Consider the following 24,602-nt stretch of genomic DNA (forward strand, 5'->3'; position numbering starts at 1 on the left):
CCTCGGCGATCACCCGGCCGTCGTCGACACCTTCGCCGAGCGCGTGCGTGAGATCCTCGACGGGCAGGCGGTGATGAACTGCAGCCTATGCAAGTACCGCACGCAGGTGCTGGGGTTCGAGGCGGAGGTCGGCGCGCCGCAGGCGAGCCACCACCACCACGTGGAGGGACAGGGCGCGGCGGCACCCGGATCGTCCGTCGCCGCCTGCACGCTGTGCGAGGCGTTCTGCACCGGCGCGTGCCGCGTGCTGCGGCCGCACCACCACCATCACCACGGCGCGCACGACCATCATCACTACCCGCACGAGGGCCACCCCGCGGGGCCGGTGAGCGTCGTCGCGAGCGGACGATACGCCTACGAGAGGGACCCCGACGCGATCACCGCGCGCTCCTTCGCGATCATCCGCGCCGAGGCGGACCTGTCGCGCTTCGGCTCGGGCGTGGGGATCGCCGAGCGCATCGCCCATGCGGCCGGCGACGTGGCGGTGCTCGCGGACCTTGTTATGCGCGGCGACCTCACGGCGGCGACGCGTGCGGCGCTCGAGGGCGGATGTCCGGTCGTCGTCGACACCGAGATGACGCGCCACGCCATCGCCGCCCGGGCGGTGTCGCCCGACCGCGTCGTGTGCCGGCTCAACGAGCCTGGGACCGCCGCTGCAGCCGCCGAAGGCGGGACGACGCGCGCCGCGACGGGCATCCGCCGCGCCGCGGCCGACATCGCCGGCGCGGTGGTGGTGATCGGCAACGCGCCCACGGCCCTGTTCGCGCTGCTGGAGCTCCTGCGCGACGGCGTCCGCCCTGCGGCGCTCTACGCCTTCCCGGTGGGCTTCGTCGGCGCGGTGGAGTCCAAGGCGGCGCTCGTGGCGCTGGCGCCGTCGTTCCCGCACGCGACGCTGACCGGGCGGCGCGGCGGCTCGGCCATCGCCGGCGCCGCGCTGAACGGAGCCGTGCTCGCCGCCGACGCCTCCGCAGCGACCTCCTAGGTGCCCGCTACGCCGTGGCTGACCGTGGTCGGTGCGCTGCCCTCCGGCACGCTCGCGCCGGGCGCACCGCGAGGCGTGCTCGCGGCGGACGCCGTGTTCGGTCCACAACGCCTGCTCGACGCGGCTGGCGTCGACGGCTCGAGGGCAAGGCCATGGCCACGGCCCCTCGCGTGCGGCGTCGCACAGCTCCTCGCGCGCCGCGGGTCGCCCACCACGGTCATCGCGAGCGGCGACCCGCTTCATCACGGCATCGCAGCGACGCTCCTCGCCGACGTCCCGGCGCACGAGATGGCGGTGTTCCCGGCGCCCTCCGCGTTCTCGCTCGCCGCGGCGGCGCTGTGCTGGCCGCTCGCAGACGTTCGCACGGTCTCGCTGCACACCGCGCCGTGCGAGGCGATCCTCGCCCACGTCGCGCAGGGCCGGCGCATCCTCGCGCTGACCCGGGACGGCGCGGCGCCGTCGCAGATCGCCGCGGCGCTGACGCGGGCGGGGTGGGGTGAGAGCCCCGTCGCCGTCGCCGAGGCGCTCGGCGGGCCGGAGGCGCGGGTGCGGCACGCCGCCGCCGCGACCCTCGCCGGCGAAGCGCACGCGCTCAACGTGCTCGCGGTGGAGTGCCGGAGCGCGGCCCGCCCGCCGGTGCGCGCGGCCGACCTCACCCACGACGGCTGCGTCACCCGCGACGAGGTCCGCCTCCTCACCATCGCCGCGCTGGCCCCCCCGGGGCACCTGTGGGACGTCGGCGCGGGCAGCGGCGCGGTCGCCATCGACTGGTGCAGGGCGGGGGGCAGCGCGACGCTGTTCGAGCGCGATCCCGGCCGCGTCGCCTCGATCCATGCCAACCTCGGCGCGACGGGCACGCGGGCGGATGTCCTGGAGGGGGACGCCCTCGAAGCCCTCGCCGCTGCGAGCACGCCGAGCCACGTGTTCATGGGTGGCGCCGTCGGCTCGAGCTCGCTCTTCGCTGCGCTGTGGGATGCCCTGCCGAGCGGCGGCACGTTCGTGTCCAACGCCGTCACCCTCGGCGGCGAGGCGGCGACGCTCGCCCGCCACGCCGAGCACGGCGGCGCCCTCACGCGGATCGCGCTGTCCCATTCTGCGCCCGTCGGCGGGCTCGCTGCGCTGAGACCCGCGATGCCGGTCCTCCAGTGGCGCGCGGTCAAGCCATGAGCGCGGCGACGCTCGCCATCGTCGGCGTCGGCCCGGGCGATCCCGAGCTCCTGACCCTCAAGGCCGCACGGCTCATCGCCGCAGCAGACGTCGTCGCCTACCCGCAGACGGCGACAGGCAGCCTCGCGGCCGGCATCGCCGAGGCGCACGTGACGGGCGAGCGACTGCCGTTCGCCGTCCCCATGGGGGAGGACGCTGCGCCTGCCTACGACGACGCCGCCGAAGCCATCGCCGTGCACCTCGCCGCCGGCCGCTCCGTCGCGGTGCTGTGCGAGGGCGACCCGATGCTGTACGGCAGCGCCGCCTCGCTGCTGTCGCGGCTCGCGGGACGCGCGCCGGTGACGGTCGTCCCCGGCGTCGCCGCGCTCACCGCCTGCGCCGCGGCGGCGGGGACGAGCCTTGCGCGCGGCGACGCGCCGGTGACGGTGATGCCCGCGACCGCCGACGCCCGCGAGCTGCGGGCTGCCCTCGCTCGGCCGGGGGCGCTGGTGCTCTACAAGGTGGGTCGCCGCTTCGACGAGGTTGCCGCGATGGTGCGGGCTGCCGGCCGCGACGGCACCCTCGTGGTGCGCGCGACGGGGGCGGATGAGGAGGTCGTGGCGCTGACCGCCGCGGCGCCGGGGCCGAAGCCGTACTTCTCCACCATCCTCCTACCCGCCGCCGCGCCGCTCGCGCGGACCGAGCCGGACGGGCGGATCGCCGTCATCGTGCTCGGCCCGTCCGGGCTCGCCGTCGGCGAGGCGTGCCGGAGCGCGCTCGCCGCCGCCGGTCGGGCGGTGACCCTAGAGGGACTTGCCTCTCGCGTGCCGGCGGAGGCGGTGGACGCCGTGTTCGCCGACGCCGTCCACCACTTGCAGGGACTGTTCCGCGCCGGCGTCGCCATCGTGGGCGTGTGCGCCACGGGGATCCTGGTGCGCGCGGTGGCCCCGCTCCTCGCCGACAAGCGAGCCGAGCCCTCGGTCGTCGCCGTCGCCGAGGATGGAAGCGCGGTGGTGCCGCTGCTCAACAGCCATCGCGGCGGCGGGCGGATCGCGACCGTGCTCGGCGAGGCGTTCGGCGTCGCCCCGGCGGTGACGACCCAGGGCGACCTCACGCTTGGTCTTGCCCTCGACGACCCGCCGCACGGCTGGCGCGTCGCCGACCCTGCGCCGTTCAAGGCGCTGGTTGCGCGCGTCGCGGCGGGCGACGGCGTCGCCACGGACGTGCCGTTCCTTGCCAGCCTGCCCCGCGGCGAGGCCGTCGTGCGCCAGACGATCCGGCCGGCCGCCGACGCATCGTGCGTGCCGACCTACGTCGCCCGCCGGATCGCGCTCGGCATGGGAGCCGAGCGCGGGGCCGACCCCGACGCCGCCGTCGCCGCCGCGCGCCGGGCGATCGCCGCCGCGGACCTCGACCCGCGCGCGGTAGCGGTCGTCGCGAGCCTCGACCTCAAGGCGGACGAGCCGGCGCTCGCCGGCGTGGCGCAAGACCTCGACGTGCCGCTGCGGGTCTTCGCCCGCGAGGCGCTGGCGAGCCAGGAGCCGCGGCTCGCAACGCCCTCCGAGGTGGTGCGCGCCGCCGTCGGCGTCGCCGGCGTCGCCGAGGCGGCGGCGCTGGCGGCGGTCGGCCCCGACGGCCGCCTCCTCGCGCCGAAGACCGTCCACGGCGCCGTCACCACCGCGCTGGCGGAGGCCCCCGAGCCCATCGGCGACGTCGGGCGCGCCCGCGGCAAGCTCATCGTCGTCGGCGTCGGACCCGGCACGCGGCTGTGGCGGACCGCGGAGTGCCTCGCCGCCCTCGCGTCGGCCGACGCCTTCGTCGGCTACACGCTCTACCTCGACCTGGTCGAGGACCTGCGCGCAACTCAGACCCGGCACGACTTCGCGCTCGGCGACGAGGCCGCACGCGCCCGCTTCGCCCTGGAGCGCGCCGGAGAGGGGCAGTCGATCGCCCTAATCTCGTCCGGCGACCCCGGCGTCTTCGCCATGGCGACACTCGCCGTGGAGCTCCTGGAACGCGGCGACCTCAGCGACGCAGCCCGCCGCGTCGAGCTCGTCGTCGTGCCTGGCATCACGGCCGCCCAGGCCGCGGCAGCGCGCGTCGGCGCGCCCCTCGGCCACGACTTCGCGGCGATCTCGCTGTCCGACCTCCTCACCCCCTGGCCGGTGATCGAGCGGCGCCTTACCGCCGCCGCGGACGCCGACCTCGCGCTGGCGCTCTACAACCCGCGCTCGCAGCGTCGAACGACGCAGCTCGACCGCGCCGTCGCGATCCTCGCCAAGGCACGGCGGCCGGACACTCCCGTCGTCGTCGCCGCGAGCCTCGGCCGGCCGGAGGAGGCGACCACCGTGACGACGCTCGCCGCGCTCGACCCCGCGTCCGTCACCATGCTGTCCATCGTCCTCGTCGGCGCCTCGACGACGCGCGCGTTCGTTCGCGGCGACGGCCTTCCGCTGGTCTACACCCCGCGGGGCTACGCGACGTGATCCACTTCGTCGGCGCCGGTCCCGGCGCGCCGGACCTCATCACCGTGCGCGGGCTCAACCACATCCGCGCATGCCCGGTGTGCCTCTACGCCGGGTCCCTGGTGCCCGAGGCGGTCGTGGCCGAGGCTCCTGCGGGGGCGCGCGTCCTCGACACGGCTGCGATGACCCTGAACGAGATCGTCGCCGAGATGGAGGCCGCCCACCGGCGTGACGAGGACGTGGCGCGGGTCCATTCCGGCGACCCGTCGCTCTACGGCGCCATCGGCGAGCAGATGCGCCGGCTCGACGCGCTCGGCATCGACTACGACGTGACGCCGGGCGTCCCGGCCTTCGCCGCCGCCGCAGCGACGCTGCGCGCGGAGCTCACGCTCCCCGAGGTCTCGCAGACCGTGATCCTGACGCGCACGGCGATGAAGTCGTCGGCGATGCCCAACGGCGAGGACCTCGCGACGCTCGGCGCGTCGGGCGCCACGCTCGCCATCCACCTGTCGGTGCGCAACGTGCGCCACGTCGCTGAGGCGTTGACGCCGCACTACGGCGCGGACTGCCCGGTCGCCGTCGTGGTGCGCGCGTCGTGGCCGGATGAGATGGTGCTTCGGGCGACCCTCGCCACCCTCGCCAGCGTCGTGCGCGAGGCGAAGGTCACACGCACGGCGCTGATCCTCGTCGGCCGTGTTCTCGCCGCGGAGGGGTTCGCCGACTCGGCGCTCTACGACCCGGCGCATCGGCACCTCTTCCGTCACCAAAGGTCGCCGCGCCGCCGAGCGTGACGCGAGCCGCTAGAGCATCCTGGGTCTCGTCAGACCCAGACAAGATGCTCTAGCTCCTTGAGTAAGAGCGGTCTTCTTGGGGTTGAGTGGTTCCACCGAACCCCAAACCGCTCTAGAGGTATCGGCGCAGGCGGCGCATCATGTCGTCCGCGGTGCGCGCGTTGGCCCACGGCTGTCCCCGCGGTCGCTTGACCATGTAGACCAAGGTGCGCCGCTCGCGGGCTGCCACGAGCTTTGCCGCCGTCGCGTCGCCGCCGGAGTTCTTCGTCACCATCGCATCGAAGCGATGGCGCTCGAAGAGCGCACGCTCGCCGTCCACGGTGAAGGGCCCACGGTCGCGCAGCACCACCACGTCCCGCCTCGTCCCGAGGCTGGGCTCGGCGATGGTGCGCACCACGAGGTGCAGGTCCCGGCGCAGCAGGAAGGGCTGGAGCCCTCCGGTGCCGACGGTGAGGAACACGGTGGAGCCGTTGTCGAGCGAGTCGGCCGCCTCCTCGAGCGATCGCACGTCGATCCATCGGTCGGCGGTCGAGCGCCGCCACGGCCGCCGTTCGAGGCGCAGGTAGCGCACGCGCGCCTTGCGGGCGGCGCGCTTGGCGGTCGGGCTGATGATCGCAGCGAACGGGTGCGTCGCGTCGGCGACGACCTTGACGCCCTCCTCCTGGAGGAACTGCGCCATCGCCTCCTCGCCACCGAAGCCGCCGCGGCGCTGGGGACCTGGATAGTCCTCGCCGATGGACGAGGCGAGGGAGGTGAGGAAGTCGGCGCCCCGGGTGTGCAGCATCTGCGCGAGGCGCCGTGCCTCCTCGGTCCCGCCGAGGAGCAGGATGCTAGCCACGCGCGACGATCCGCCCCGATCGGTCCACCACCATCACATCGACTTGAACGGGCGCCCGACCCAACCGTTCCCGTGCGGCGGCGGCCGCGCGCCTGCCGACCGCGGCGGCGAGGTCGACGTGGGCATCCTGCGCCGCGGCGAGCGCCGCCATCGCGGTGGGAGCGTCGGCGATGGCGGCCACCGCCGCGGGCGTCGCGCCCGCCTCGATGGCCCAGGCCGCGAGGCGGGCCGTGTCCACGGTCGAGCGCGACGAGTGCAGGTCCATCGCGCCCGAGGCGAGCTTGGACAGCTTGGCGAAGCCGCCGGCGATGGTGAGCCGCGGCAGCGGATGACGCGCGAGGTACTTGAGGAGCCCGCCGGCGAAGTCCCCCATGTCGAGCATCGCATGGTCGGGCAGGCCGAGCGCCTGTTGCGCCGCGCGCTCGGACGTCGAGCCCGTCGACGCCGCCACGTGCGGCAGTCCGGCGGCGCGGGCCACGTCGATCCCGCGATGGATCGAGTGGATCCAGGCCGCGCACGAGTAGGGCGTGACGATCCCGGTCGTCCCCAGCACCGACAGGCCGCCGACGATGCCGAGCCGCGGGTTCCAGGTCCTTTGCGCGAGCGCCTCGCCGCCCGGGATCGACAGGGTCACCATGGCGTCCGCGAGCACCCCGTGGCGCGCGGCGACCTCGCCGATCGCGGCTGCGATCATCGCGCGCGGCACGGGGTTGATCGCGGGCTCACCGACGCCGACGGGCAGCCCCGGCCGCGTCACCGTGCCGACGCCGGGGCCGGCGGCGAACGTGACGCCAGCCCCGCCAAGCCGGACGCTGGCGAGGATCAGCGCACCGTGCGTCACGTCCGGGTCGTCGCCGGCGTCCTTGACGACGCCGGCGGTCGCCTCGTCCTGGCCCATCGCCTCGTGGGCGAGGGCGAACGCCGCGGTGCCCCCGCGCGGCAGCGTGACCTCGACGGGGTCGAGGAACGCGCCGCCGACGAGCGCGGCGAAGGCGGACTTCGCCGCCGCCGTGGCGCACGCTCCCGTCGTCCAGCCGCTGCGCAGCGGACGGTCCGGCTCGTGCGCGTCCTCCCTCGACTGCCCGCCGTGAACGATCGCCCCGTCCCTCCGCGCGGTCGCGTTGACCGCGGTCCGACCGTGCGCCACGTTAGGGCTTGCCGGCGCCGCGGGCGACCTCGCGTCCCACATGCCCGCCCCCAAAAAGGCTGCGACCATGCGTGCCTTCGCCTCGCCCTCGCCCTCGCCCTCGCCCTCCCCGCGGCGCCCGCCAGCGCCGCGCCGCCGGTCGTCGATGTGGAGCTCGTCCTCGCGGTGGACGTCTCCTGGTCCATGGACATCGACGAGCAGCGCCTGCAGCGCGAGGGCTACGTCGCAGCGATGCGCGACCCCGAGGTGGTCGCCACCATCGGCCGCGGGGACTGGCAGCGCATCGCCGTGACCTACGTGGAGTGGGCCGGCGTCGACCTCCAGCGCACCGTCGTGCCGTGGACCATCGTCGACGGGCCGGCGAGCGCCAACACGTTCGCCGACATGCTGGATGCCGCCGCGATCGGCCGGATGCGCCGCACGTCGATCTCCGGCGCGTTGGCCCACGGTGCACTGCTCTTCGACAACGGCATCGATGGCATGCGGCGGGTCATCGACGTCTCCGGCGACGGGCCGAACAACATGGGCTCACCGGTGACGAACGCCCGCGACGCCGTCGTCGCGCAGGGCATCACGGTCAACGGCCTGCCGATCATGATCAAGGATGCGAACCCCGGCGGCTTCTTCTCCATCGAGAACCTCGACCAGTACTACAAGGACTGCGTCATCGGCGGGTTCGGGGCGTTCATGATCACCGTCACCGACCCGGCACAGTTCGAGGAGGCGATCCGGCGCAAGATCATCCTCGAGATCGCGGCCGCCACGCCGCGGATCGTACCGGCCCAGTTCGGAACGCCGGAGCCGACGGCGGACTGTGCCGTCGGAGAAAAGCAATGGCGACGATGGCGCCGGCTCGACGAGTGGTGAGCCGCCCCGTGTGAGCCTCGGCATCCTCCTCACCGCGCCGCAGTCGGGGTCTGGCAAGACGGTGATCACGGCTGGGCTGATCGCCGCCCTCGTCGCGCGCGGTCACGACGTCGCCCCCGCCAAGGTCGGGCCGGACTACATCGACACCGCCTTCCTCGCCGCCGCCGCGGGGCGCCCCGCGATGAACCTCGACCCGTGGGCCATGCGGCCGGGCCTCGTGGCGGCGCTCGGATCGCGGGACGGGCTCGTCGTCGAGGGCGTCATGGGGCTGTTCGACGGCCCGTCCAGCGGGGCCGGCTCGTCGGCCGACGTCGCGCGCACGCTGGGACTGCCGGTGATCCTGGTCGTCGACGCCGCCCGCCAGAGCCACTCGGTGGCGGCGCTGGTGCACGGGTTCGCGAGCTTCGATCCGACCGTGCCCCTCGCCGGCGTCGTGCTGAACCGCGTCGGCAGTCCGCGGCACGAGGCCATGCTGCGCGCGGCGCTCGCGCGCGGCCCGGTCCCTTGCCTCGGCGCGGTGCCGCGCGACGAGCGGCTCGCGCTGCCCTCGCGCCACCTCGGGCTGACCCAGGCGCGCGAGCACGCCGACCTCGCCGAGCGCCTCGCGGGGATCGCAACCGTGCTCGAGGCCCACGTGGACCTCGATGCGATCGCCGCGCTCCATCGCCCGACCTCCATCGGCGCCCCCTGCGCACCCCTGCCGCCGCCCGGCAGCCGCATCGCGCTCGCCTGTGACGACGCCTTCGCCTTCGCCTACGCCCACGTCCTCGACGGCTGGCGCGCCGCGGGCGCCACGCTGCACCCCTTCTCGCCACTTGCCGACGAGGCGCCGGACGCGGCGGCGGACGCCGTCGTCCTGCCCGGTGGCTACCCCGAGCTTCACGCCGGACGGCTCGCCACGAACGCGCGTTGGAAGGAGGGGCTCGTCGGCGCCGCCGCGCGCGGCGCCCGGGTCCTCGGCGAGTGCGGTGGCTACATGGCGCTCGGCGAGGCCCTCGTGGACGCACAAGGCGCGGCGCACGCCATGGCCGGCCTGCTGCCCGTGCGCACGAGCTTCGCGGTGCCGCGACGCACCCTCGGTTACCGTCGCCTCACCCACGACGGCGACCTCCTCCCGCCGCGGCTCCGCGGCCACGAGTTCCACTATGCGACCGCGGAGCGGGAAGGACCGTCGTTGTTCACCGCCGCCGACACCGACGGCGCTCCCCTCGGCCCCATGGGCACCCGCGTCGGCACCGTGGCAGGCTCGTTCGCCCACGTCATCGACCTCGAGTGAGCCCCGCGATCTGGAACCAGCCCCGAAAGCTCGCGTTGCCGCTGCAAGACGGATGTTCACCAGGAGCATGGAACCATGGCGATGAAGTCGCTGACCGACCTCTACATCCACTTCCTGCGCGACGTCCTGTACGCCGAGAAGCAGGGCATGAAGACCGTCCGCAGGATGTCCCGACGGGCCGAGAACGACGACCTCAAGACGTTGTTCACCGAGCAGGCCGACGACACCGAGGCGCAGATCGAGAACATCGAGAAGGCCTTCGAGCTAATCGACAAGTCGGCGCGAGGCGTGCGCTGCGAGGCGATGGACGGCATCATCGAAGAGTCCAAGGACCTCATGGAGGAGGCGCAGGACGGCGCCGTGCGCGACGCCGCGATGATCGCCGCCGCCCAAGCCATGAAGCACTACGAGATCACGCGCTACGGCACGCTCGCCGCCTGGGCGAGGCAGCTCGGCCACGAGGACGCCGCCAAGCTGATGAAGGACAACGCCGATCGCGACATCGCCGCGGACAAGGCGCTGTCCAAGCTCGCCGAGAAGCACCTCAATCAGCAGGCCGACACGCTCGCCGCGTAGGCCCATGGCGACCGTGTCCGTGCTCGGCGCTCCGACCCAGTCGGGCACGTACCGCCGCGGGTGCCTCATGGGCCCGGCGGCGCTCAGGACCGCCGGGCTCGCCGAGGCGCTCGCCGAGCTCGGTCACACGGTGGCGGAGGACCGCGACCTGGCCCCAGATGCCATCGCGATCGACGACGCGCCGCATGCCCCCGCGCATTCGCTTTCCGAGACCGCCGGCTGGGTGCGCGCCATCCGTCGCGCCATGGGCGCCGCCTTCGAGGCGGGGCGCGTGCCCATCCTCCTAGGCGGCGACCACTCCGTCGCAGCGGGCTCCCTCGCCGCCGTGTCGGACGCGCGACCCGCGGCACACGTCGTGTGGCTCGACGCGCACCCCGACTTCAACACGCTCGAGACGACGGTGAGCGGCAACCTGCACGGCATTCCGGTCGCGGTCGCCTGCGGGCTCGCCGGCGCCGACCTCATCTACGGCGAGCCGATCCGCCCCCTCGAGGCCTCGCGCATCACGATGATCGGCATCCGCTCCGTCGACCCGGACGAGCGTCGCCTCCTCGCGACGCACGGCGTGACCGTGCACGACATGCGCGACGTCGACGAGTTCGGCATGGGCGACCTCGTGCGTCGTGCGGTGACACGCGCCAAGGCCGACGACGCACCGATCCACGTTTCGCTGGACGTCGACTTCCTCGATCCCGACCTCGCGCCGGCAGTGGGCACCACCGTGCCCGGCGGCGCCACGGTGCGCGAGGCGCACCTCGCCATGGAGATCCTCAGCGAGAGCGGCCTCGTCGCCTCCCTCGACCTCGTCGAGCTCAACCCCTTCCTCGACGAGCGGGGCCGCACGGCGCACCTCATGGTCGACCTTGCTGCCAGCCTGTTCGGCCGCACCATCATGGACCGGCCAACGCCCTCCTGGTAGCGCTCCTGTCCGTCCACCGTCACAAGCCGCGCGGGCGGACCGTGGGCGCAACGGCGGTCCGGCCGCTGGCAAGGGTGGTTTTGGGGTTGGCCGGAACCACCCAACCCGAAGAAGACCGCTCGCAATCGACGAGCTAGAACACCTCATCTGGTTCTCAGAAGACCTAGGATGCTCTAGCCGCGTCGCTCCGTCGGGTCGATCGTCGTGAAGTGGCCGACGTCGAGCCCCTGCAGAAGCGCCCACAGCGATAGCGTCGAGTGCGTCGGGTCGCCCTCGAGGCGCACCTCGAGCTGGAAGCCGAACTCGTCGACGCTGGCACCGAGGGCCTGGGCCACGTCGGGGCGTGGGGTGAAGACGTTCGTGGCGCCGAGCACGGCGCCCCTGCGGCCGAGGGCGAAAACGTAGGGTGGCGGCAGCTTGTACGCCTCGTCCGCCGCCCAGCCGACGATGCGACACCTGCCGCCGTCCACGACCACCGCTTCGACGTGGCCTCGGACTCGGTCCCGCACGAGGTTGAACTCCGTGTCGATGACGAACCGGATCGTCCGCTGAAGCTCGTTCACCACAGCGTTCGCGGGAACGCTCGGGAGGAGGTCGAGCCGGATCGGGAACTTCTCGAATGACGTCATCGAGGCACGCGCCATGTCTGATAGGGGATGTCTCGAGCGACCGTGTCGAGGTAGTTCACGCAGTCGTCCGGATCGCCGATGCGGCGGATCACGTCGAGCCGCGCCTCGAACGGCCCAGGCTCCCGCTGCAGGCCGAGCGCATTCAGGAACACCGTCTTGAACAGGTAGGCGGCGATGGTCCCCTGCCTTGCCATGAGCTCGCGGGGATCGTTGGCCAGGGCCGCCTCAAGCTCTGCGATGGACGAGATCGCGTCCTTCGGTCGGTAGAGCGCGTTGCCGAGCGCCACCGACGGCACGCCGACGAGGCTCGCCTCAAAACCTACGCTGCTGTTGATGGTGACCACGGCGTCGAAGCTGCGCAGGTAGGCAAGGTAGTCGGAGGGCGGCACCTTGGCGTCGTCCCAGAACGCGTTGGGCCGTGCGTCGACCTCGCGCCTGGCTGCGACGTGGTCGGACAGCACGATCCCTCCGCGGTGGAATGCGCCGGGATGGGGCTTGAACACGACGGTGTCCTCACTCGGAAGCTCGGCGAGGCAGTGTCTGACGAACTCCGCCATCGACTTGAACGGTGAGTTCAAGAGGATGTTCGCGTCGTCGCGGATCTGCAGCGGGACGAGGACCCGCCGATCAGTGCCGCGTCGGCTGGCCCCGGGGACCACGAACGCGTCCCACTTGCCGTCGTACAAGCTCGGCTCGCGCAACGGCGACGGGTTGACCGCGTCGATGACGATCTCCACCGGCAGAAGGTCCCCGTCCTGCATCTGAGCGACGCCGACCGCGGCGGCGCTGTGAGCCCCGTTCACGCCGCGGGGGTCGAGGTAGTATGCGCTTGGGAACGGCGGACGGAACGGCGCGAGCTCCATGTAGACGGGAAGGATGGCGTTCTCGCGACAGAACGCGCTGACCGTCCCGTTGCCGCCCCACATGACCAGCGTGGTGAAGTCGTAGAGCGACCGGAGCCGAGCGAGGATCTCGCCGTAAAGCTGTGCCTCCGGCCGTCCTCCACCGCCTGCGAGGATGTCGAGCCACAAGGCGATGCCCGCCTCGTTCCACGGCGGCGCGGACGCCCTCAACCGATCTTCCTCCGATGGCGTCGTCGTAAGGACGAAGGGTGTCACCACGGGACGCTGCGCCAGGATCTGATGGTAGGTGGCTTGGTTGCAGAACAACCGGTAGTCGCCGGGGCTGACCTCGGCGAAGCTCTCCACCATCGCCGCCCAGCGCTGCGCCGCCACGGCCTCGAAGTGGCGCACGTCGTTGCGGATCGGGAAGGGGTCCGCGAAGAACAGCGTGCCGGTCATGGGTCGATCCACGCAAGGACGGCGGCGCGGCCCGCCGCCCTGCCGCCGTCGAGGATGGCGAGGGCTTGGCTGCGCTCCCTCGCAACAAGCTCGCGATCCGCGGCAAGGTCCCAGGCCTCCCGCAGCGCGTCCGCCCAGTCGGCGTCCTGCTGCACCTCGACGAGCGTCGCGAGCGACCGGTACGGCTCGAAGGCGCTGAGCGGGGTCGCAACCAAGGGGACGTGCGCGGCGATGGCCTCGACGAACTTCAGGGACGACTTGCAGGCCGCGTTATCGTCGACGACGAGGGGCGCGATCGCGATGCGACAGCGACCGTGGAGCGCCACCAGCCCAACCATGTTCGCGCGCTCGAAGCGCTCCACCGCGATGCCGTGCCCGGCGGGAAGGAAGTCGGTCAGGTAGTCGGGGCACAGCAGCCTCGCCCCGGTCTCAGCACAGAGGGTCCTGAGGCTTTCTGCGACCAGGGCAAGGTCGGCGCCGTGGCTCTTGCCACCGCCGAAGTAGCCGACGCGGTCGCGCACGCGCTCGGACCGTCCGACCATGTCGGCGTACGCGGCGTAGCTCCGCGGCAACGCGTTCTCGACCAGCGCGACGGAGGCGTGCGGCTTGATGCAACGGATGCGCTGGCCAAGCTGAGGCGACGAGACCACGAACCGGTCGAAGTAGTCGAATGCGTTGGCTGCAGCACGATAGACCTCGACGGCGCGGAAGCGCTGCTGCCCTGACTTCAACGTCGACGACATCATCCAACTCGCGACCACGAAGGTGAGGTCGTCGTAGGACGCAGCGACGTTCCGTCGATGGCGGTCGCATTCCAGGAGGAAGTTCGCGAGCGCCGGCGTCATCGCGGGACGGAAGAAGACGTAGAGGTCGTAGGCCGCGTAGTCGAACGCGGCGACGAACTCATCGTCGAGCTGCTGCTGCCCCAGGAGGTGGGGGCGCGCTCCGCCCTCCTCGAGGAGCTCGGAGAGGCCCCAGCAGCGGTACCACACCGACGGGTCGCCCATCGGTCGGTTGGAGTTCGAGGTGTTGTAGATGACGAGGACGCGGGGGGAACTCGTCATGGATCGGAGGGGGCTCCACCCGCAGGCAGGCTCCATCCTCCGCGATCATCGGCAGCTGGGGTCATCTGCTGGCAGCTTGGTTCCCTGGCGAGCCGTGCCGCCTCGCGATGCTTGGCAACCACACGCGGCGCCGGGTTGCAACGCCCCAATACCGCACTCTTGAGGCGTCGGCGCTAGGCGTACCGTCGAGTCGTGAAGGAATCCGTCCGACGGACGGACCGGCCGCCTCGCTCGGCGACCGGTCGGACGGGCCGCCGCCGGCGCGGTCGGCGTCCGAGACGCTTATGCGAGCGCGCTAGATCACCTTGAGCTGCTCGGCGGACGTGCGGCCCCGCTTGGGGTCCTGGTAGAGATCGAAGGACACCCGCTGACCCTCCGTCAGCGAGGTCATCCCTGCCCGCTCGACCGCCGAGATGTGGACGAAGACGTCCGCCCCACCATCATCAGGCTGTATGAACCCGTACCCCTTGGCTCCGTTGAACCACTTCACTGTGCCTGTCGCCATCTAAGGCCTCCTGTCTCCCAATGCCCTCAACGCCCGGTTCCCGCACCGGACGTCGAACCCGAGGCGGCACGGGGCTCGTGCCAAGGGCACACGCTCCCTGCCTACCAACGAACCGATCCTGCCTGAGGTTGCGTTCTGCCATCACCGCCGGCAGAGAACCGCTCGCGGCTCATCTTCCATACCGAGTCACATCGGCCCCTCCTCGAGGCCACGAGCGACGCGGCGCCGGAGGCGTCGCACCCCACCATCCGGGCGACCTTCCCCTCAGCCCGCCCCCCGACACGAGGTTGGCGGCGAGACGATCGTCACGCGGGCGACGCTCACCCGTGGATGATTAACCGACCGCGATCCAACGAATGCACATCGTCGACCCCTTGCCAAGCCTTTTCCGGGGGACGAAGCGCCAGCAACACGGCGGTGTTTTGCGGGCGCACGCGGTCTGCGGGCCGCCGCCGCCTGGTCGGCAACCTGCCCACGCGCGCGGGGAAACGTCGGCTGCCTTGTCAGGGTGCCTCATGCCGTGCCATCCGACCGGAAACATGGCGCGCGGGGAGCGGGATGGATCTAGGCATCAGGGGGCGGCGGGCCATCGTGTGCGCATCGTCGAAGGGGCTGGGGCGCGGCACCGCGGAGGCCCTTGCGGCCGCGGGCGTCGACCTCACCTTGAACGCGCGGACGAAGGACGTCCTGGAGCGCACCGCGGACGAGATCCGCGATCGCCACAACGTTCGCGTCCAGGCCATCGCCGTGGACGTTACCACCGACGAGGGTCGCGCCGCGCTGCTCGAGGCCGAGCCGCAGCCCGACATCCTCATCAACAACGCCGGCGGCCCTCCTCCGGGGATGTGGTCGGACTGGGGCCGCGCCGAGTGGCAGGCGGCGGTGGACGCAAACATGCTGACGCCGATCCTGCTCGCCACGGCCGTGCTGCCGGGGATGATCGAGCGCGGCTGGGGCCGCGTCGTCTCCATCACCTCGGGCTCGGTGAAGTCGCCCATCGGAAGGCTCGGGCTGTCGAACGCCGCGCGTGCGGGCCTGACCGGCTTCGTCGCCGGCACCGCGCGGCAGGTGGCGAGCCACGGCGTCATCATGAACAACATCCTGCCCGGCCAGCACGACACGGACCGCATCAAGGGGCTGATGGAGGCGACGGCCAAGGGCGAGGGCATCACCGTGGACGAGGCGAGGACCCGGGCGCAGGCGAGCAACCCGCGTGGCCGCTTCGGCACCGCGGAGGAGTTCGGCCAAGTCGCGGCGTTCCTGTGCTCGGAGCACGTCGGCTTCATGGTCGGCCAGAACGTCCTCTTGGACGGCGGCGCGTTCAACGCCACGATGGGCTGACGCCACCGCCCAGGGCCGTGCCCCTCAGGGCGCAGGGACGAGGAGAAGCGCTCGCCGGCCATCCGTGTAGTACGCCTGCGCGCGTCCGTCCTCGGCCGGTTCGAGGCGGAAGCAGTTCTCCGTGTTGTCGCGGAACGCTGCGTAGCGCGTGCAGTAGGCATCGCCGTCGAGCCGCCAGCTGCCCTCCTGCGGTTCGCCCCCCGCGAGCGTCAGGGTCGACGAGCCGTCCGCCCCGTAGGTCACGGTGCCGACCGGCGCGCCCGTCTCGGGATTGACGCCGGTGTAGCGGTTGCCGGTGATGTACTGCGCCAGCGCCTCGGCCGACATGGTCTCCTGCGCCGGTGCCGGACCAGCGAAGGACACCGTGGCGAGCACGGCAAGGGCGACCCCCGTCGCGCGCCGCCTCATGCCGCGAGCTCCCCACGCTCGGCGAGCTTCGGCCGCTCGGCGTCCTCCATGGCGCGGCGGTACGCGACGAGTTCGTCGTCCGCGGCGAAGTCGACGTCCGCCCACGTCACCACCTCACCGGCGCGGACGGGTCCGCGCAGCGTCACGTCCTGGGCAAGGCCGATGGGCAGCGCCCCCTCCGCCAGCGAGCGCGCTGCGGGGATCAGCTTGCCCCAGACGCAGTACCCGCCCTCCCCGTCGAGCGTCTCCCCCGCGGCGAGGTCCTTCTTGGCGCACGCCACGGCGTCGCCGGCGAACACCCGCGGCGTGCCCGTCGCCTTGCCCTCCAGCGCCGCGAGCAGGATCGACATGTTGAGCTCGAGGCCGATCAGGTGGAACGGACGATACAGGGCGGCGTAGCGCCCGGTGGGGTCCGGATCGAGCCTGTACTGGGCGAAGCAGGCCGCCGCGTAGTCGTTCGGCGCCTCCATCACCACGTAGACGCCGTTGCGGATGTGGCCATGCACCCAGCGCCCGTCGGGCTCGAGGCAGGACACCACCTCGGTGACGCCGGCGCGCTCGAGCCGGCCGCCGAGCTCCCTCGGCCGCAGCACCGTCGCGAGGTCGTGGGCGCCGCAGGGGAAGAAGCCGAGCCCGTCGGACGGCACCGCGAGCTCGCACGCGTTGGCGATGGCCGCCATCTCGATGCCGGACTTGGTGCCGTCGACGAACGAGTTGAACATCTTGGGGTTCATGCCGGCGGCCCGCGCCTCATCGGGCGTGATGCCGAACTGCGTCCACACGGTGTCGGGCGTCGAGCCGTGGTAGTGTGGCGCGTACTTGGTGCCCTTGCCGGCGGCGGTGACGTTGAACCCACAGCAGCGTGCCCACTCGACCAACTCGGCGACGAGCGCGGGCTGGTCGCCGTAGGCCATGGTGTAGACGACGCCCGCGGAGGCAGCCTCCCGGGCGAGCGCGACGCCGGCGAGGACGTCCGCCTCGACGTTCACCATGACGATGTGCTTGCCGTGGCGGAACGCCTCTCGCGCGTGGCGCACGCCGGCGCGCGGGTGGCCCGTCGCCTCCACCACCACGTCGACGTCGTCCCGGGCGATGGCAGCCGACCCATCGTCGATGAAGTCCGTCGCGGCGACGCGGTCTGCCGGCCAGCCGACGGAGCGGCAGGCGGCGCGCGCGGCGTCGACCCTGAGGTCGGCGATGACGGTGACCTTAAGGTTCGGCGTCGACGGCACCTGACTGAGGAACATCGAGCCGAACTTGCCGGCGCCGATGAGGGCGACGCGCACGGGCGCACCCCGCCTCTCCATCAGCTTGGAATAAAGGAACATGAGTGCCCTCCCTCGGTCGCTTGGAAGGAGGCTAGCATGCCGGCCGCGGGGACGGCACGCGCCGCCGCTCAATCGCGCGCGGCGGCACGCACCATCCGGTCGAGCGTCTGCAGGAAGCGCGAGCGGTCGCGCGGACCGAACGGTTTGGCTCCGCCCCCGGCGGCGAGCGGGTTCGCGGCACGGATGTCGGCCATCAGGTCGCGCATGGCGAGCTGCGTGCCGATGGACTGGGCGGTGAACGCGTCGCCGTTGTGCCGCACTGCGACGGCGCCGGCCTCGATGCAGCGCGCCGCGAGGGGCACGTCGCCGGTGACGCACACGTCGCCGGGGCCGATGCGCTCGGCGATCCAGCGGTCCGCCGCGTCCGCCCCCTCGGGGACGACCACGGTCTCGACGAACGGCTCGCGGCTCGGCCGGATGCCGCCGTTCGAGACCATCGCGACGGCGACTCCGTAGCGCCCCGCCACCCGCACGACCTCCGCCTTCACCGGGCATGCGTCGGCGTCGACGTAGATCACCTGCGCCGAAACCTCGACGTGGGGCGACCCGGATCGGGGGCCGGCACGGGCTCAGGGCACCTCGTCACATCCATGGCTCGGCATCAGTTGAACGTCGCAGCGGACGGCATCCTCGCACACGCGCTGCGTCCCTCTCAACGCAACCTCGCAGGGTCGGACGCGCCGCCACGGGTCCCCGCGGCGGCGCGTCCCGTCACGCTCCGTGCGGAGCGAGCGCGACGGCGACCTCGAAGGTCACGTCGGGGCGGACACCGTCGCGGCGCACGGCGCGGACCTCGGCGCGCACCGGGACGCCGGCATCCATCAAGCTCGCGAGCGGCTTGGCCTCCGCCCGCGGGACGGTGCCGAGCCGCTCGCCCGCCGCCGTCCCCACCGCGACCGTCCGCGGATCGTAGGCGTTTCGAGGCTCGCGCATCAGCGTCAGCGGATCGCCGGGGGACAGGCGGGCCAGCGCCTCGCCCTTCCCGTGCGTGCCGGCGACGTGCGTCGTCGTCAGCCCGAGCCAGCCCGGCGCCTCGCGACCGGCCGCCGCTTGCGCGACGGGCGCCGCAGCGGCGAGGCCGAGGACGCCGGCGCCCGCACCGGCGAGGAAGGTGCGCCGGTCCGTCACCGGGTGCCCTCCCCGGCCGGCGTGTTCAGCTGCGCCTCCTGCGGGTAGGTCTCAGGCGCCGGCGGCCCCATGGCGGGGACCGGGCCCTGGGGCTCCATGGGCCGTTGGGAGAAGGTGCCGCGGCCGTCGATGGACTGGCCCTCCGACCAGCGCCCGCGTGGCGGCTCGGCGCCGTCGGCGGTGAAGCCAAGGTACACGTAGTTGTAGTCCTGGTTCTCCTCCTCCTGCGGGAAGCTGTTCGGCACCGGGAGCTGCGGCTCCGTGGTCTCAAGGTCCGCGAGCACCGCGAGCCACTGGTTCTGGTGCATCGTGTCGCGAGCGATGAGGTAGGCGAGCATGTCCTTCATGCCGGGATCGCTCGTCATGTTGTAGAGCCGCGTCGCGAGCGTGCGGCCCGTCGCCTCCGCCGTGACGTTGGCGTACATGTCGCCGGCGATGTTGCCGCTCGCGTAGACGTGGCTCATGCTGAACGGCACGCCGTCCGCGTCGACCGGCAGCGCGGCGAGCCCGGTGGACAGGATCTGCCGGAAGTTCATGCCGTTGAGCACCGAGCCTGCGACCGGGTCGGCCGACATCGCCTCCTGCACCTTGAGCGGAGCGCCCTCGAGGTTCTTGGCGACCGCGGTTGCCAGCATCTCGATGTGGCCGAGCTCCTCGGCGGCGGTGTTGAGCAGCATCTCCTTGTACTTCGGGGCCGCGCGCAGTCCCATGCCCTGGAACATGTACTGCATCGCGACACGGACCTCGCCCTCGATGCCGCCGATCGCCTGCTGCAGCGCGCGGGCGAACACAGGGTTCGGCGTCTCGACGTTGACCGGATACTGTAGCTTGTAGTCCACGTAGAACACGGCGGTCCTCCTTCGCGTTGAACGCCCCGCAGACGGCCGGAACACGGCATAAGGGTGCTGCCGCGTCCGGGCCGGCCGCCAAGCGGTGGGGAAGAGCACCGGCGCGGTGTTCGTTGCAGGGATCCAACCAAAGTCCCGGCGCAACGACGCATATGCCGCAGCGCCGACGATCCCGTCGTTGCCGCCGTGCGCGTTGGCGCAACGCTCGATCATGCGCATGAGGGCCGCGTTGTCGGCGGCGGCGCACGTGCGCTACACAGCCCCCCATGCGTACCGCCCTTGCCCCCACCGATGCGGCCCCATCCGACTTCGTGGCCCGCGCGAGGGTGGCCGCGCGGGACATCCGGCCGCTCCTCGCGCCGACCCCCCTCATGCGCAACGCGTACCTGTCGGAGCGGCACGGTGCCGAGGTGTGGCTGAAGCGCGAGGACCTGACGCCGGTGCGCTCCTACAAGCTGCGCGGGGCGGCGAACTTCTTCCACCGCGCCCTCGCGGAGCGGCCGGGCGCGCAGCGCTTCGTCTGCGCCTCGGCAGGCAACCACGCCCAGGGGTTCGCCACCGTCGTCGCCCACCACGGCGTGTCGGGCACCGTCTTCATGCCGACGACGACGCCCAAGCAGAAGATCCACAAGACCGAGGCGTTCGGCGGAGCGCACATCGCCGTCCGCCTCGTCGGCGACACCTTCGATCAAGCGAACGTCGCCGCGCAGGCGTTCGCCGAGGCGGAGGGCGCTACCTTCGTGCCGCCCTTCGACCACCCCGACATCATCGAGGGGCAGGCGAGCGTCGGCCTCGAGATCCTCGACGAGATGAGCCATCCGCCTGACGTCCTGGTGCTGCCGGTGGGCGGCGGCGGGCTCGCCGCCGGCGTCGTCCAGGTGTTCGAGGCGATCGCGCCGACCACCGAGGTCGTCTTCGTCGAGCCGGCCGGGGCGCCCTCCTTCCAGCGGAGCCTCGTCGCCGGCCGGCGCCTGACGCTCGACGCCGTCGACACCTTCGTCGACGGCGCTGCGGTGGCGTGCATGGGCGAGCACACCTTCGCCGCCCTCGCCGGACGGCACCCGGCCCAGGTCGTCCTCGTTCCCGAGGACCGCCTGTGCGAGACCATCCTCGAGATGCTCAACATCGAGGGCATCGTGCTGGAGCCCGCCGGCGCCCTTCAGATCGATGCCCTGCGCTCGCTGCCGCCCGAGCGGCTCGCCGGGCGCACCGTGGTGTGCGTCACCTCGGGGGGCAACTTCGACTTCGAGCGGCTGCCCGAGGTGAAGGAGCGGGCGATGCGCGCGGCCGGCACCAAGAAGTACTTCATCCTGCGCCTGCCGCAGCGTCCGGGGGCCCTGCGCGAGTTCCTCGACCTCCTGGGTCCGGACGACGACATCGCCCGCTTCGAGTACCTCAAGAAGTCGGCGCGCAACTTCGGCTCCATCCTGCTCGGCGTCGAGACGTCGGCGCGGGCGAACTTCGACCTCCTGACGGCGCGCATGGACGCGGCGGGCTTCGTCTGGCGCGACATCACCGACGACGAGGTGGTCGCGGGCGTCCTCGTCTGATGCTGGCGCTCACCATGGGCGAGCCGGCCGGCATCGGCGGTGAGGTCGCGCTGGGAGCCTGGCACGCCCTCCGCGCCACCGGCCCCGCGTTCGTCCTCATCGACGATCCCGAGCGGGTCGCCGCGCTGGCGGACGGCGGTGCGGCGGTGGTGACCGTCGCGGGGGTCGAGGAGGCGGCTGGCGTGTTCGGCGAGGCGCTCCCCGTGCTGCCCCTGGGGCAGCGGGTGCGCGCGCGTCCGGGCGCGACGGACCCGGCCAACGCCGCCGCCGTGCTCGCGTCGATCCGCACGGCGGTGCGGCTCGCAGCCACCGGCGAGGCGGCCGGCATCGTCACCAACCCGATCCACAAGGCGACCCTGACGGCCGCGGGCTTCGCGCATCCCGGCCACACCGAGTACCTCGCCGAGCTCGCTGGCGTGCCGCGCACCGTGATGCTCCTCGCCGCCCCCGAGCTGCGCGTCGTCCCGGTCACCATCCACGTGGCCCTCGCCGACGTGCCGAGGCTCCTCACCCGGGCCCTCATCGAGGAGACCGCCCGCATCGTCGCGTCCGACATGCGCACCCTGTTCGCGGTCCACCGCCCACGCATGGCCGTCGCTGGGCTGAACCCCCACGCGGGCGAGGCCGGCACGATGGGCCGCGAGGAGGTGGAGGTCATCGCCCCTGCCCTCGCCCGGCTCGCGGCCGAGGGGCTCGACGTCGCCGGGCCGTTCAGCGCGGACACGATGTTCCACCCAGAGGCGCGGCGCGCCTACGACGTCGCCCTGTGCATGTATCACGACCAGGCGTTGATCCCGCTGAAGACGCTGGCGTTCGACGAGGGCGTCAACGTCACGCTCGGCCTGCCCTTCGTGCGCACCTCGCCCGACCACGGCACGGCGCTCGGCCTCGCCGGCCGCGGGCTCGCCCGGCCTGACAGCCTGATCGCCGCGATCCGCATGGCGGACCGGCTCGCCGCCAACCGTCGCGCCGCCGCGCTCGCCCCAGCCCTTTCCGCCTGAAGGAGCCCGCCGATGATCCCCCGACTCGGCGTCAACATCGACCACATCGCGACGGTGCGGAACGCGCGCGGCGGCGTTCACCCCGACCCGGTGCGCGGCGCGCTCGTCGCGGCGGACGCCGGTGCGGACGGCATCACCGCGCACCTGCGCGAGGACCGGCGGCACATCCGCGACGAGGACGTGCGACGCCTCAAGGCCGAGGTCCCCCTGCCGCTCAACTTCGAGATGGCGGTGACGGACGAGATGGTGGCGTTCGCGTGCAAGGTCCGCCCGCACGCCGCCTGCCTCGTCCCCGAGCGCCGCGCCGAGGTCACCACCGAGGGAGGGCTCGACGTCGCGCGTACCGCTGGGCTCTCCGACGCGGTGGCTCGGCTCGCAGGTGCCGGCATCCGCGTGTCGCTCTTCATCGACCCCGAGCCGGCGCAGGTGGAGGCCGCGCGCGCCGTCGGTGCGGCGGTGGTCGAGCTCCACACCGGGCGCTACTGCGACGCGCCGGCGTCCGAACGGGAGGCCGAACTCGCCCGCCTCGTCGAGGCGGCGCGCGCGGCGGAGGCGGCAGGGCTCGAGTGCCATGCCGGGCACGGGCTCGACTTCGACACCGCTGGCCCGGTGGCGGCCATCGCCAACGTCGTCGAGCTCAACATCGGTCACTTCCTCGTCGGCGAGGCGATCATGACGGGCCTGGGTCCCGCGGTCGCCCGGATCCGGCAGGTCATCGCCGTCGCGCGGTCGCCTGCCTCGGCACGCGCCGTCACGTAAGGTTCACGGGACCGTCGGCGGACCGTCACACCGGCGCCCCATGACGGGCGTCCCTGTCACGACGATCCGACGAGGAGCCCGATGAACCGCCATTTGCTTGGCGTTGCGCTGGCCGCAATGCCCACCCTCGCTGCGGCGCAGATCGACCGCGGAACGCCGATCAGCTACGGCGAGCGGCCGTTCTACCTGATCGAGAAGCTCGGCGAGGGCGAGCTGCGCGACAAGCTCCTGTCGTGCAAGGGGCAGACGCCCACCCGCACGACCTTCTCCATCGGCCACCGCGGCGCGCCGCTGCAGTTCCCCGAGCACACGGTGGAGTCGAACGTCGCCGCCGCGCGGCAGGGCGCCGGCATCCTCGAGTGCGACGTCACGTTCACCGCGGACAAGGAGCTCGTCTGCCGCCACGCGCAGGACGACCTCCACACCACGACGAACATCGTCACCACCGAGCTGGCCGAGAAGTGCACCGCACCGTTCAGCCCCGCGTCCGGTGACGCCGAGGCGTCCGCCGAGTGCCGCACGTCGGACATCACGCTCGCCGAGTTCGAGACGCTCGAGCCCAAGATGGATGCGTCGAACGACATGGCGACCACCGCTGAGGAGTACCTCGGCGGCACCGCGGACTTCCGCACCGACCTCTACGTCGACGGCGCGGAGACGATGACCCACGCCGAGTCCATCGAGCTGTTCAGCGGCCTCGGCGCGCAGTTCACCCCCGAGCTGAAGGCGCCCGCCGTCGAGATGCCCTTCGATGGCTTCAGCCAGGAGGACTACGCGCAGAAGCTCATCGACGAGTACAAGGCGGCCGGCGTCGACCCTTCGGAGGTCTACGCCCAGTCCTTCGAGCTCGACGACGTCATCTACTGGATCGAGAACGAGCCAGAGTTCGGCGCCCAGGCGGTCTACCTCGACGACAGCTACGACATCGAGGGATGGGACCCCATGGACCCATCGACCTGGGAGCACTCGATGGCCGAGCTGAAGGAGATGGGCGTCAACTACATCGCTCCGCCGCTGTGGGTGCTCCTCACGTTGGACGAGGCGGGTGAGATGGTGCCGTCCACCTACGCCGAGAAGGCGAGGGCGGCCGGGCTCAACATCATCACCTGGACGCTGGAGCGCTCCGGTCCGCTGAAGGGCGGTGGTGGCTGGTACTTCCAGTCCGTCGCCGACGCCATCGACACGGACGCGGACTCCCTGAACGTCCTGCACGTCCTCGCCCAGGACGTCGGCGTCGTCGGCGTGTTCTCCGACTGGCCGGCGACGGTGACGTACTACGCCAACTGCTACGGCCTCTGAGCAGTCGATGGGGGCGCCGCCGAGCCGGCGTCCCCTTTCCCATGGCACGGCGTGCTCCCTAGGTATGCCCAATAGCCACGGAGAGCCTCTCATGTCCCTTGGAACGATCGACCGCCTTACCGACGCGCAGCGCACCGAGCTCGAGGCGGCCGCCTTCCGCCGCCTCGTCGCGCACCTTGGCGAGCGCACGGACGTGCAGAACATCGACCTGATGAACCTCGCAGGGTTCTGCCGGAACTGCCTGTCGCGCTGGTACGCCGAGGAGGCGGACGCGCGCGGCCTCGCCGTCGACAAGGAGGAGGCGCGCGAGCGGGTCTACGGCATGCCCTACGAGACCTGGAAGGCGCAGCATCAGGCCGAGGCCAGCGAGGGACAGCAGCGCGGCTTCGCCGACACCCACGTCGTCAGCAAGGCCTGATCCGCCGGCGTGCGGC

General features: G+C 72.4%; 25 protein-coding genes. 14 read left to right on the forward strand and 11 right to left on the reverse strand.

Going from position 1 to position 24,602, the window contains the following annotated elements; genetic code table 11:
* Nucleotides 1-325: 325 nt before the first annotated feature.
* The 4 genes from ACOOE8_RS05305 to cobM are packed head-to-tail and all read left to right on the forward strand — an operon-like array spanning nt 326 to nt 5,384.
* On the forward strand, nt 326-982 hold the full coding sequence (locus ACOOE8_RS05305) for a precorrin-8X methylmutase (protein WP_420394632.1): 657 nt from the start codon (nt 326-328) through the stop codon (nt 980-982).
* Nucleotides 983-2,149, forward strand: coding sequence for a precorrin-6y C5,15-methyltransferase (decarboxylating) subunit CbiE (gene cbiE / locus ACOOE8_RS05310; RefSeq protein WP_420393805.1), 1,167 nt, complete (start codon nt 983-985; stop codon nt 2,147-2,149).
* Nucleotides 2,146-4,614: a precorrin-3B C(17)-methyltransferase gene (gene cobJ, locus ACOOE8_RS05315; RefSeq protein ID WP_420393806.1), complete on the forward strand. Its 2,469-nt coding sequence runs from the start codon at nt 2,146-2,148 to the stop codon at nt 4,612-4,614. The genes cbiE and cobJ overlap by 4 nt, the downstream gene beginning before the upstream one ends.
* Nucleotides 4,611-5,384, forward strand: a complete 774-nt coding sequence (gene cobM / locus ACOOE8_RS05320; protein ID WP_420393807.1) for a precorrin-4 C(11)-methyltransferase — start codon at nt 4,611-4,613, stop codon at nt 5,382-5,384. Before cobJ ends, cobM begins: the two co-directional genes overlap by 4 nt.
* A gap of 112 nt (nt 5,385-5,496) precedes the next feature.
* Here cobM and ACOOE8_RS05325 read toward each other — a convergent pair whose 3' ends face one another.
* Together ACOOE8_RS05325 and ACOOE8_RS05330 are read right to left on the reverse strand one after the other, a co-directional pair.
* A complete protein-coding gene (locus ACOOE8_RS05325; protein WP_420393808.1) occupies nt 5,497-6,222 on the reverse strand; it encodes a cobalt-precorrin-6A reductase in 726 nt (241 codons plus the stop codon).
* Nucleotides 6,215-7,318: a cobalt-precorrin-5B (C(1))-methyltransferase gene (locus ACOOE8_RS05330; protein ID WP_420394633.1), complete on the reverse strand. Its 1,104-nt coding sequence runs from the start codon at nt 7,316-7,318 to the stop codon at nt 6,215-6,217. The genes ACOOE8_RS05325 and ACOOE8_RS05330 overlap by 8 nt, the downstream gene beginning before the upstream one ends.
* 198 nt (nt 7,319-7,516) lie before the next feature.
* On the opposite strand from ACOOE8_RS05330, the gene ACOOE8_RS05335 reads away from it, so the two are divergent.
* The 4 genes from ACOOE8_RS05335 (at nt 7,517) to rocF (ending at nt 11,007) form a co-directional block, all read left to right on the forward strand.
* Entirely contained in the window at nt 7,517-8,236 is a 720-nt protein-coding gene (locus ACOOE8_RS05335) for a DUF1194 domain-containing protein (RefSeq protein ID WP_420393809.1), read from the forward strand.
* A gap of 10 nt (nt 8,237-8,246) precedes the next feature.
* On the forward strand, nt 8,247-9,512 hold the full coding sequence (locus ACOOE8_RS05340; protein WP_420393810.1) for a cobyrinate a,c-diamide synthase: 1,266 nt from the start codon (nt 8,247-8,249) through the stop codon (nt 9,510-9,512).
* 75 nt (nt 9,513-9,587) lie between these two features.
* Nucleotides 9,588-10,088: a ferritin-like domain-containing protein gene (locus ACOOE8_RS05345; RefSeq protein WP_420393811.1), complete on the forward strand. Its 501-nt coding sequence runs from the start codon at nt 9,588-9,590 to the stop codon at nt 10,086-10,088.
* A gap of 4 nt (nt 10,089-10,092) precedes the next feature.
* Entirely contained in the window at nt 10,093-11,007 is a 915-nt protein-coding gene (gene rocF, locus ACOOE8_RS05350) for an arginase (RefSeq protein WP_420393812.1), read from the forward strand.
* A 173-nt stretch (nt 11,008-11,180) separates the two neighbouring features.
* Here the strand turns inward: rocF and ACOOE8_RS05355 are convergent, their stop codons facing one another.
* The 4 genes from ACOOE8_RS05355 to ACOOE8_RS05370 all read right to left on the reverse strand — a co-directional run bounded on the left by ACOOE8_RS05355 (nt 11,181) and on the right by ACOOE8_RS05370 (nt 14,506).
* Complete coding sequence (locus ACOOE8_RS05355; RefSeq protein WP_420393813.1) at nt 11,181-11,636, reverse strand: hypothetical protein; 456 nt, start codon at nt 11,634-11,636, stop codon at nt 11,181-11,183.
* Nucleotides 11,633-12,937 (reverse strand): hypothetical protein, encoded by a 1,305-nt coding sequence (locus tag ACOOE8_RS05360; protein WP_420393814.1) that lies wholly within the window; start codon nt 12,935-12,937, stop codon nt 11,633-11,635. Before ACOOE8_RS05360 ends, ACOOE8_RS05355 begins: the two co-directional genes overlap by 4 nt.
* On the reverse strand, nt 12,934-14,001 hold the full coding sequence (locus tag ACOOE8_RS05365) for a hypothetical protein (RefSeq protein ID WP_420393815.1): 1,068 nt from the start codon (nt 13,999-14,001) through the stop codon (nt 12,934-12,936). Before ACOOE8_RS05365 ends, ACOOE8_RS05360 begins: the two co-directional genes overlap by 4 nt.
* Before the next feature lie 295 nt (nt 14,002-14,296).
* Nucleotides 14,297-14,506, reverse strand: a complete 210-nt coding sequence (locus ACOOE8_RS05370; RefSeq protein ID WP_420393816.1) for a cold-shock protein — start codon at nt 14,504-14,506, stop codon at nt 14,297-14,299.
* A 558-nt stretch (nt 14,507-15,064) separates the two neighbouring features.
* Between ACOOE8_RS05370 and ACOOE8_RS05375 the strand changes: the two genes are divergently transcribed.
* A complete protein-coding gene (locus ACOOE8_RS05375) occupies nt 15,065-15,847 on the forward strand; it encodes an SDR family oxidoreductase (protein ID WP_420393817.1) in 783 nt (260 codons plus the stop codon).
* A 24-nt stretch (nt 15,848-15,871) separates the two neighbouring features.
* Here the strand turns inward: ACOOE8_RS05375 and ACOOE8_RS05380 are convergent, their stop codons facing one another.
* From ACOOE8_RS05380 to ACOOE8_RS05400, 5 genes are all read right to left on the reverse strand, one after another.
* A complete protein-coding gene (locus ACOOE8_RS05380; RefSeq protein WP_420393818.1) occupies nt 15,872-16,255 on the reverse strand; it encodes a hypothetical protein in 384 nt (127 codons plus the stop codon).
* A complete protein-coding gene (locus tag ACOOE8_RS05385) occupies nt 16,252-17,583 on the reverse strand; it encodes an NAD(P)H-dependent oxidoreductase (RefSeq protein ID WP_420393819.1) in 1,332 nt (443 codons plus the stop codon). Before ACOOE8_RS05385 ends, ACOOE8_RS05380 begins: the two co-directional genes overlap by 4 nt.
* Nucleotides 17,584-17,651: 68 nt before the next feature.
* Nucleotides 17,652-18,101: a YaiI/YqxD family protein gene (locus tag ACOOE8_RS05390; RefSeq protein WP_420393820.1), complete on the reverse strand. Its 450-nt coding sequence runs from the start codon at nt 18,099-18,101 to the stop codon at nt 17,652-17,654.
* Nucleotides 18,102-18,294: 193 nt separating this feature from the next.
* Entirely contained in the window at nt 18,295-18,711 is a 417-nt protein-coding gene (locus ACOOE8_RS05395) for an HIRAN domain-containing protein (RefSeq protein ID WP_420393821.1), read from the reverse strand.
* Nucleotides 18,708-19,559 carry a manganese catalase family protein gene (locus ACOOE8_RS05400; RefSeq protein WP_420393822.1) on the reverse strand — a complete coding sequence of 284 codons (852 nt, stop codon included), beginning with the start codon at nt 19,557-19,559 and terminating at the stop codon, nt 18,708-18,710. Before ACOOE8_RS05400 ends, ACOOE8_RS05395 begins: the two co-directional genes overlap by 4 nt.
* A 266-nt stretch (nt 19,560-19,825) precedes the next feature.
* Between ACOOE8_RS05400 and ilvA the strand changes: the two genes are divergently transcribed.
* The 5 genes from ilvA (at nt 19,826) to ACOOE8_RS05425 (ending at nt 24,586) form a co-directional block, all read left to right on the forward strand.
* Entirely contained in the window at nt 19,826-21,109 is a 1,284-nt protein-coding gene (gene ilvA / locus ACOOE8_RS05405; RefSeq protein ID WP_420393823.1) for a threonine ammonia-lyase IlvA, read from the forward strand.
* Entirely contained in the window at nt 21,109-22,110 is a 1,002-nt protein-coding gene (gene pdxA / locus ACOOE8_RS05410; protein WP_420393824.1) for a 4-hydroxythreonine-4-phosphate dehydrogenase PdxA, read from the forward strand. Before ilvA ends, pdxA begins: the two co-directional genes overlap by 1 nt.
* Before the next feature lie 12 nt (nt 22,111-22,122).
* Nucleotides 22,123-22,869, forward strand: coding sequence for a pyridoxine 5'-phosphate synthase (locus ACOOE8_RS05415; protein ID WP_420393825.1), 747 nt, complete (start codon nt 22,123-22,125; stop codon nt 22,867-22,869).
* 81 nt (nt 22,870-22,950) lie between these two features.
* Nucleotides 22,951-24,168: a glycerophosphodiester phosphodiesterase family protein gene (locus tag ACOOE8_RS05420; protein ID WP_420393826.1), complete on the forward strand. Its 1,218-nt coding sequence runs from the start codon at nt 22,951-22,953 to the stop codon at nt 24,166-24,168.
* Between the two features lie 91 nt (nt 24,169-24,259).
* Nucleotides 24,260-24,586, forward strand: coding sequence for a DUF1244 domain-containing protein (locus ACOOE8_RS05425; protein ID WP_420393827.1), 327 nt, complete (start codon nt 24,260-24,262; stop codon nt 24,584-24,586).
* Nucleotides 24,587-24,602 lie beyond the last annotated feature (16 nt).

Origin of the sequence: Acuticoccus sp., assembly GCF_965213555.1 — a bacterium.
Lineage (GTDB): Bacteria > Pseudomonadota > Alphaproteobacteria > Rhizobiales > Amorphaceae > Acuticoccus.

Excerpts from the sequence above, each read along its gene's own strand:
- cobJ (WP_420393806.1), top strand. The coding sequence starts at position 2,146 with ATGAGCGCGGCGACGCTCGCCATCGTCGGCGTCGGCCCGGGCGATCCC.
- ACOOE8_RS05345 (WP_420393811.1), top strand. The coding sequence starts at position 9,588 with ATGGCGATGAAGTCGCTGACCGACCTCTACATCCACTTCCTGCGCGAC.
- rocF (WP_420393812.1), top strand. The coding sequence starts at position 10,093 with ATGGCGACCGTGTCCGTGCTCGGCGCTCCGACCCAGTCGGGCACGTAC.
- ACOOE8_RS05355 (WP_420393813.1), bottom strand. The coding sequence starts at position 11,636 with ATGACGTCATTCGAGAAGTTCCCGATCCGGCTCGACCTCCTCCCGAGC.
- ACOOE8_RS05360 (WP_420393814.1), bottom strand. The coding sequence starts at position 12,937 with ATGACCGGCACGCTGTTCTTCGCGGACCCCTTCCCGATCCGCAACGAC.
- ACOOE8_RS05365 (WP_420393815.1), bottom strand. The coding sequence starts at position 14,001 with ATGACGAGTTCCCCCCGCGTCCTCGTCATCTACAACACCTCGAACTCC.
- ACOOE8_RS05370 (WP_420393816.1), bottom strand. The coding sequence starts at position 14,506 with ATGGCGACAGGCACAGTGAAGTGGTTCAACGGAGCCAAGGGGTACGGG.
- ACOOE8_RS05375 (WP_420393817.1), top strand. The coding sequence starts at position 15,065 with ATGGATCTAGGCATCAGGGGGCGGCGGGCCATCGTGTGCGCATCGTCG.
- ACOOE8_RS05380 (WP_420393818.1), bottom strand. The coding sequence starts at position 16,255 with ATGAGGCGGCGCGCGACGGGGGTCGCCCTTGCCGTGCTCGCCACGGTG.
- ACOOE8_RS05385 (WP_420393819.1), bottom strand. The coding sequence starts at position 17,583 with ATGTTCCTTTATTCCAAGCTGATGGAGAGGCGGGGTGCGCCCGTGCGC.
- ilvA (WP_420393823.1), top strand. The coding sequence starts at position 19,826 with ATGCGTACCGCCCTTGCCCCCACCGATGCGGCCCCATCCGACTTCGTG.
- pdxA (WP_420393824.1), top strand. The coding sequence starts at position 21,109 with ATGCTGGCGCTCACCATGGGCGAGCCGGCCGGCATCGGCGGTGAGGTC.
- ACOOE8_RS05415 (WP_420393825.1), top strand. The coding sequence starts at position 22,123 with ATGATCCCCCGACTCGGCGTCAACATCGACCACATCGCGACGGTGCGG.
- ACOOE8_RS05420 (WP_420393826.1), top strand. The coding sequence starts at position 22,951 with ATGAACCGCCATTTGCTTGGCGTTGCGCTGGCCGCAATGCCCACCCTC.
- ACOOE8_RS05425 (WP_420393827.1), top strand. The coding sequence starts at position 24,260 with ATGTCCCTTGGAACGATCGACCGCCTTACCGACGCGCAGCGCACCGAG.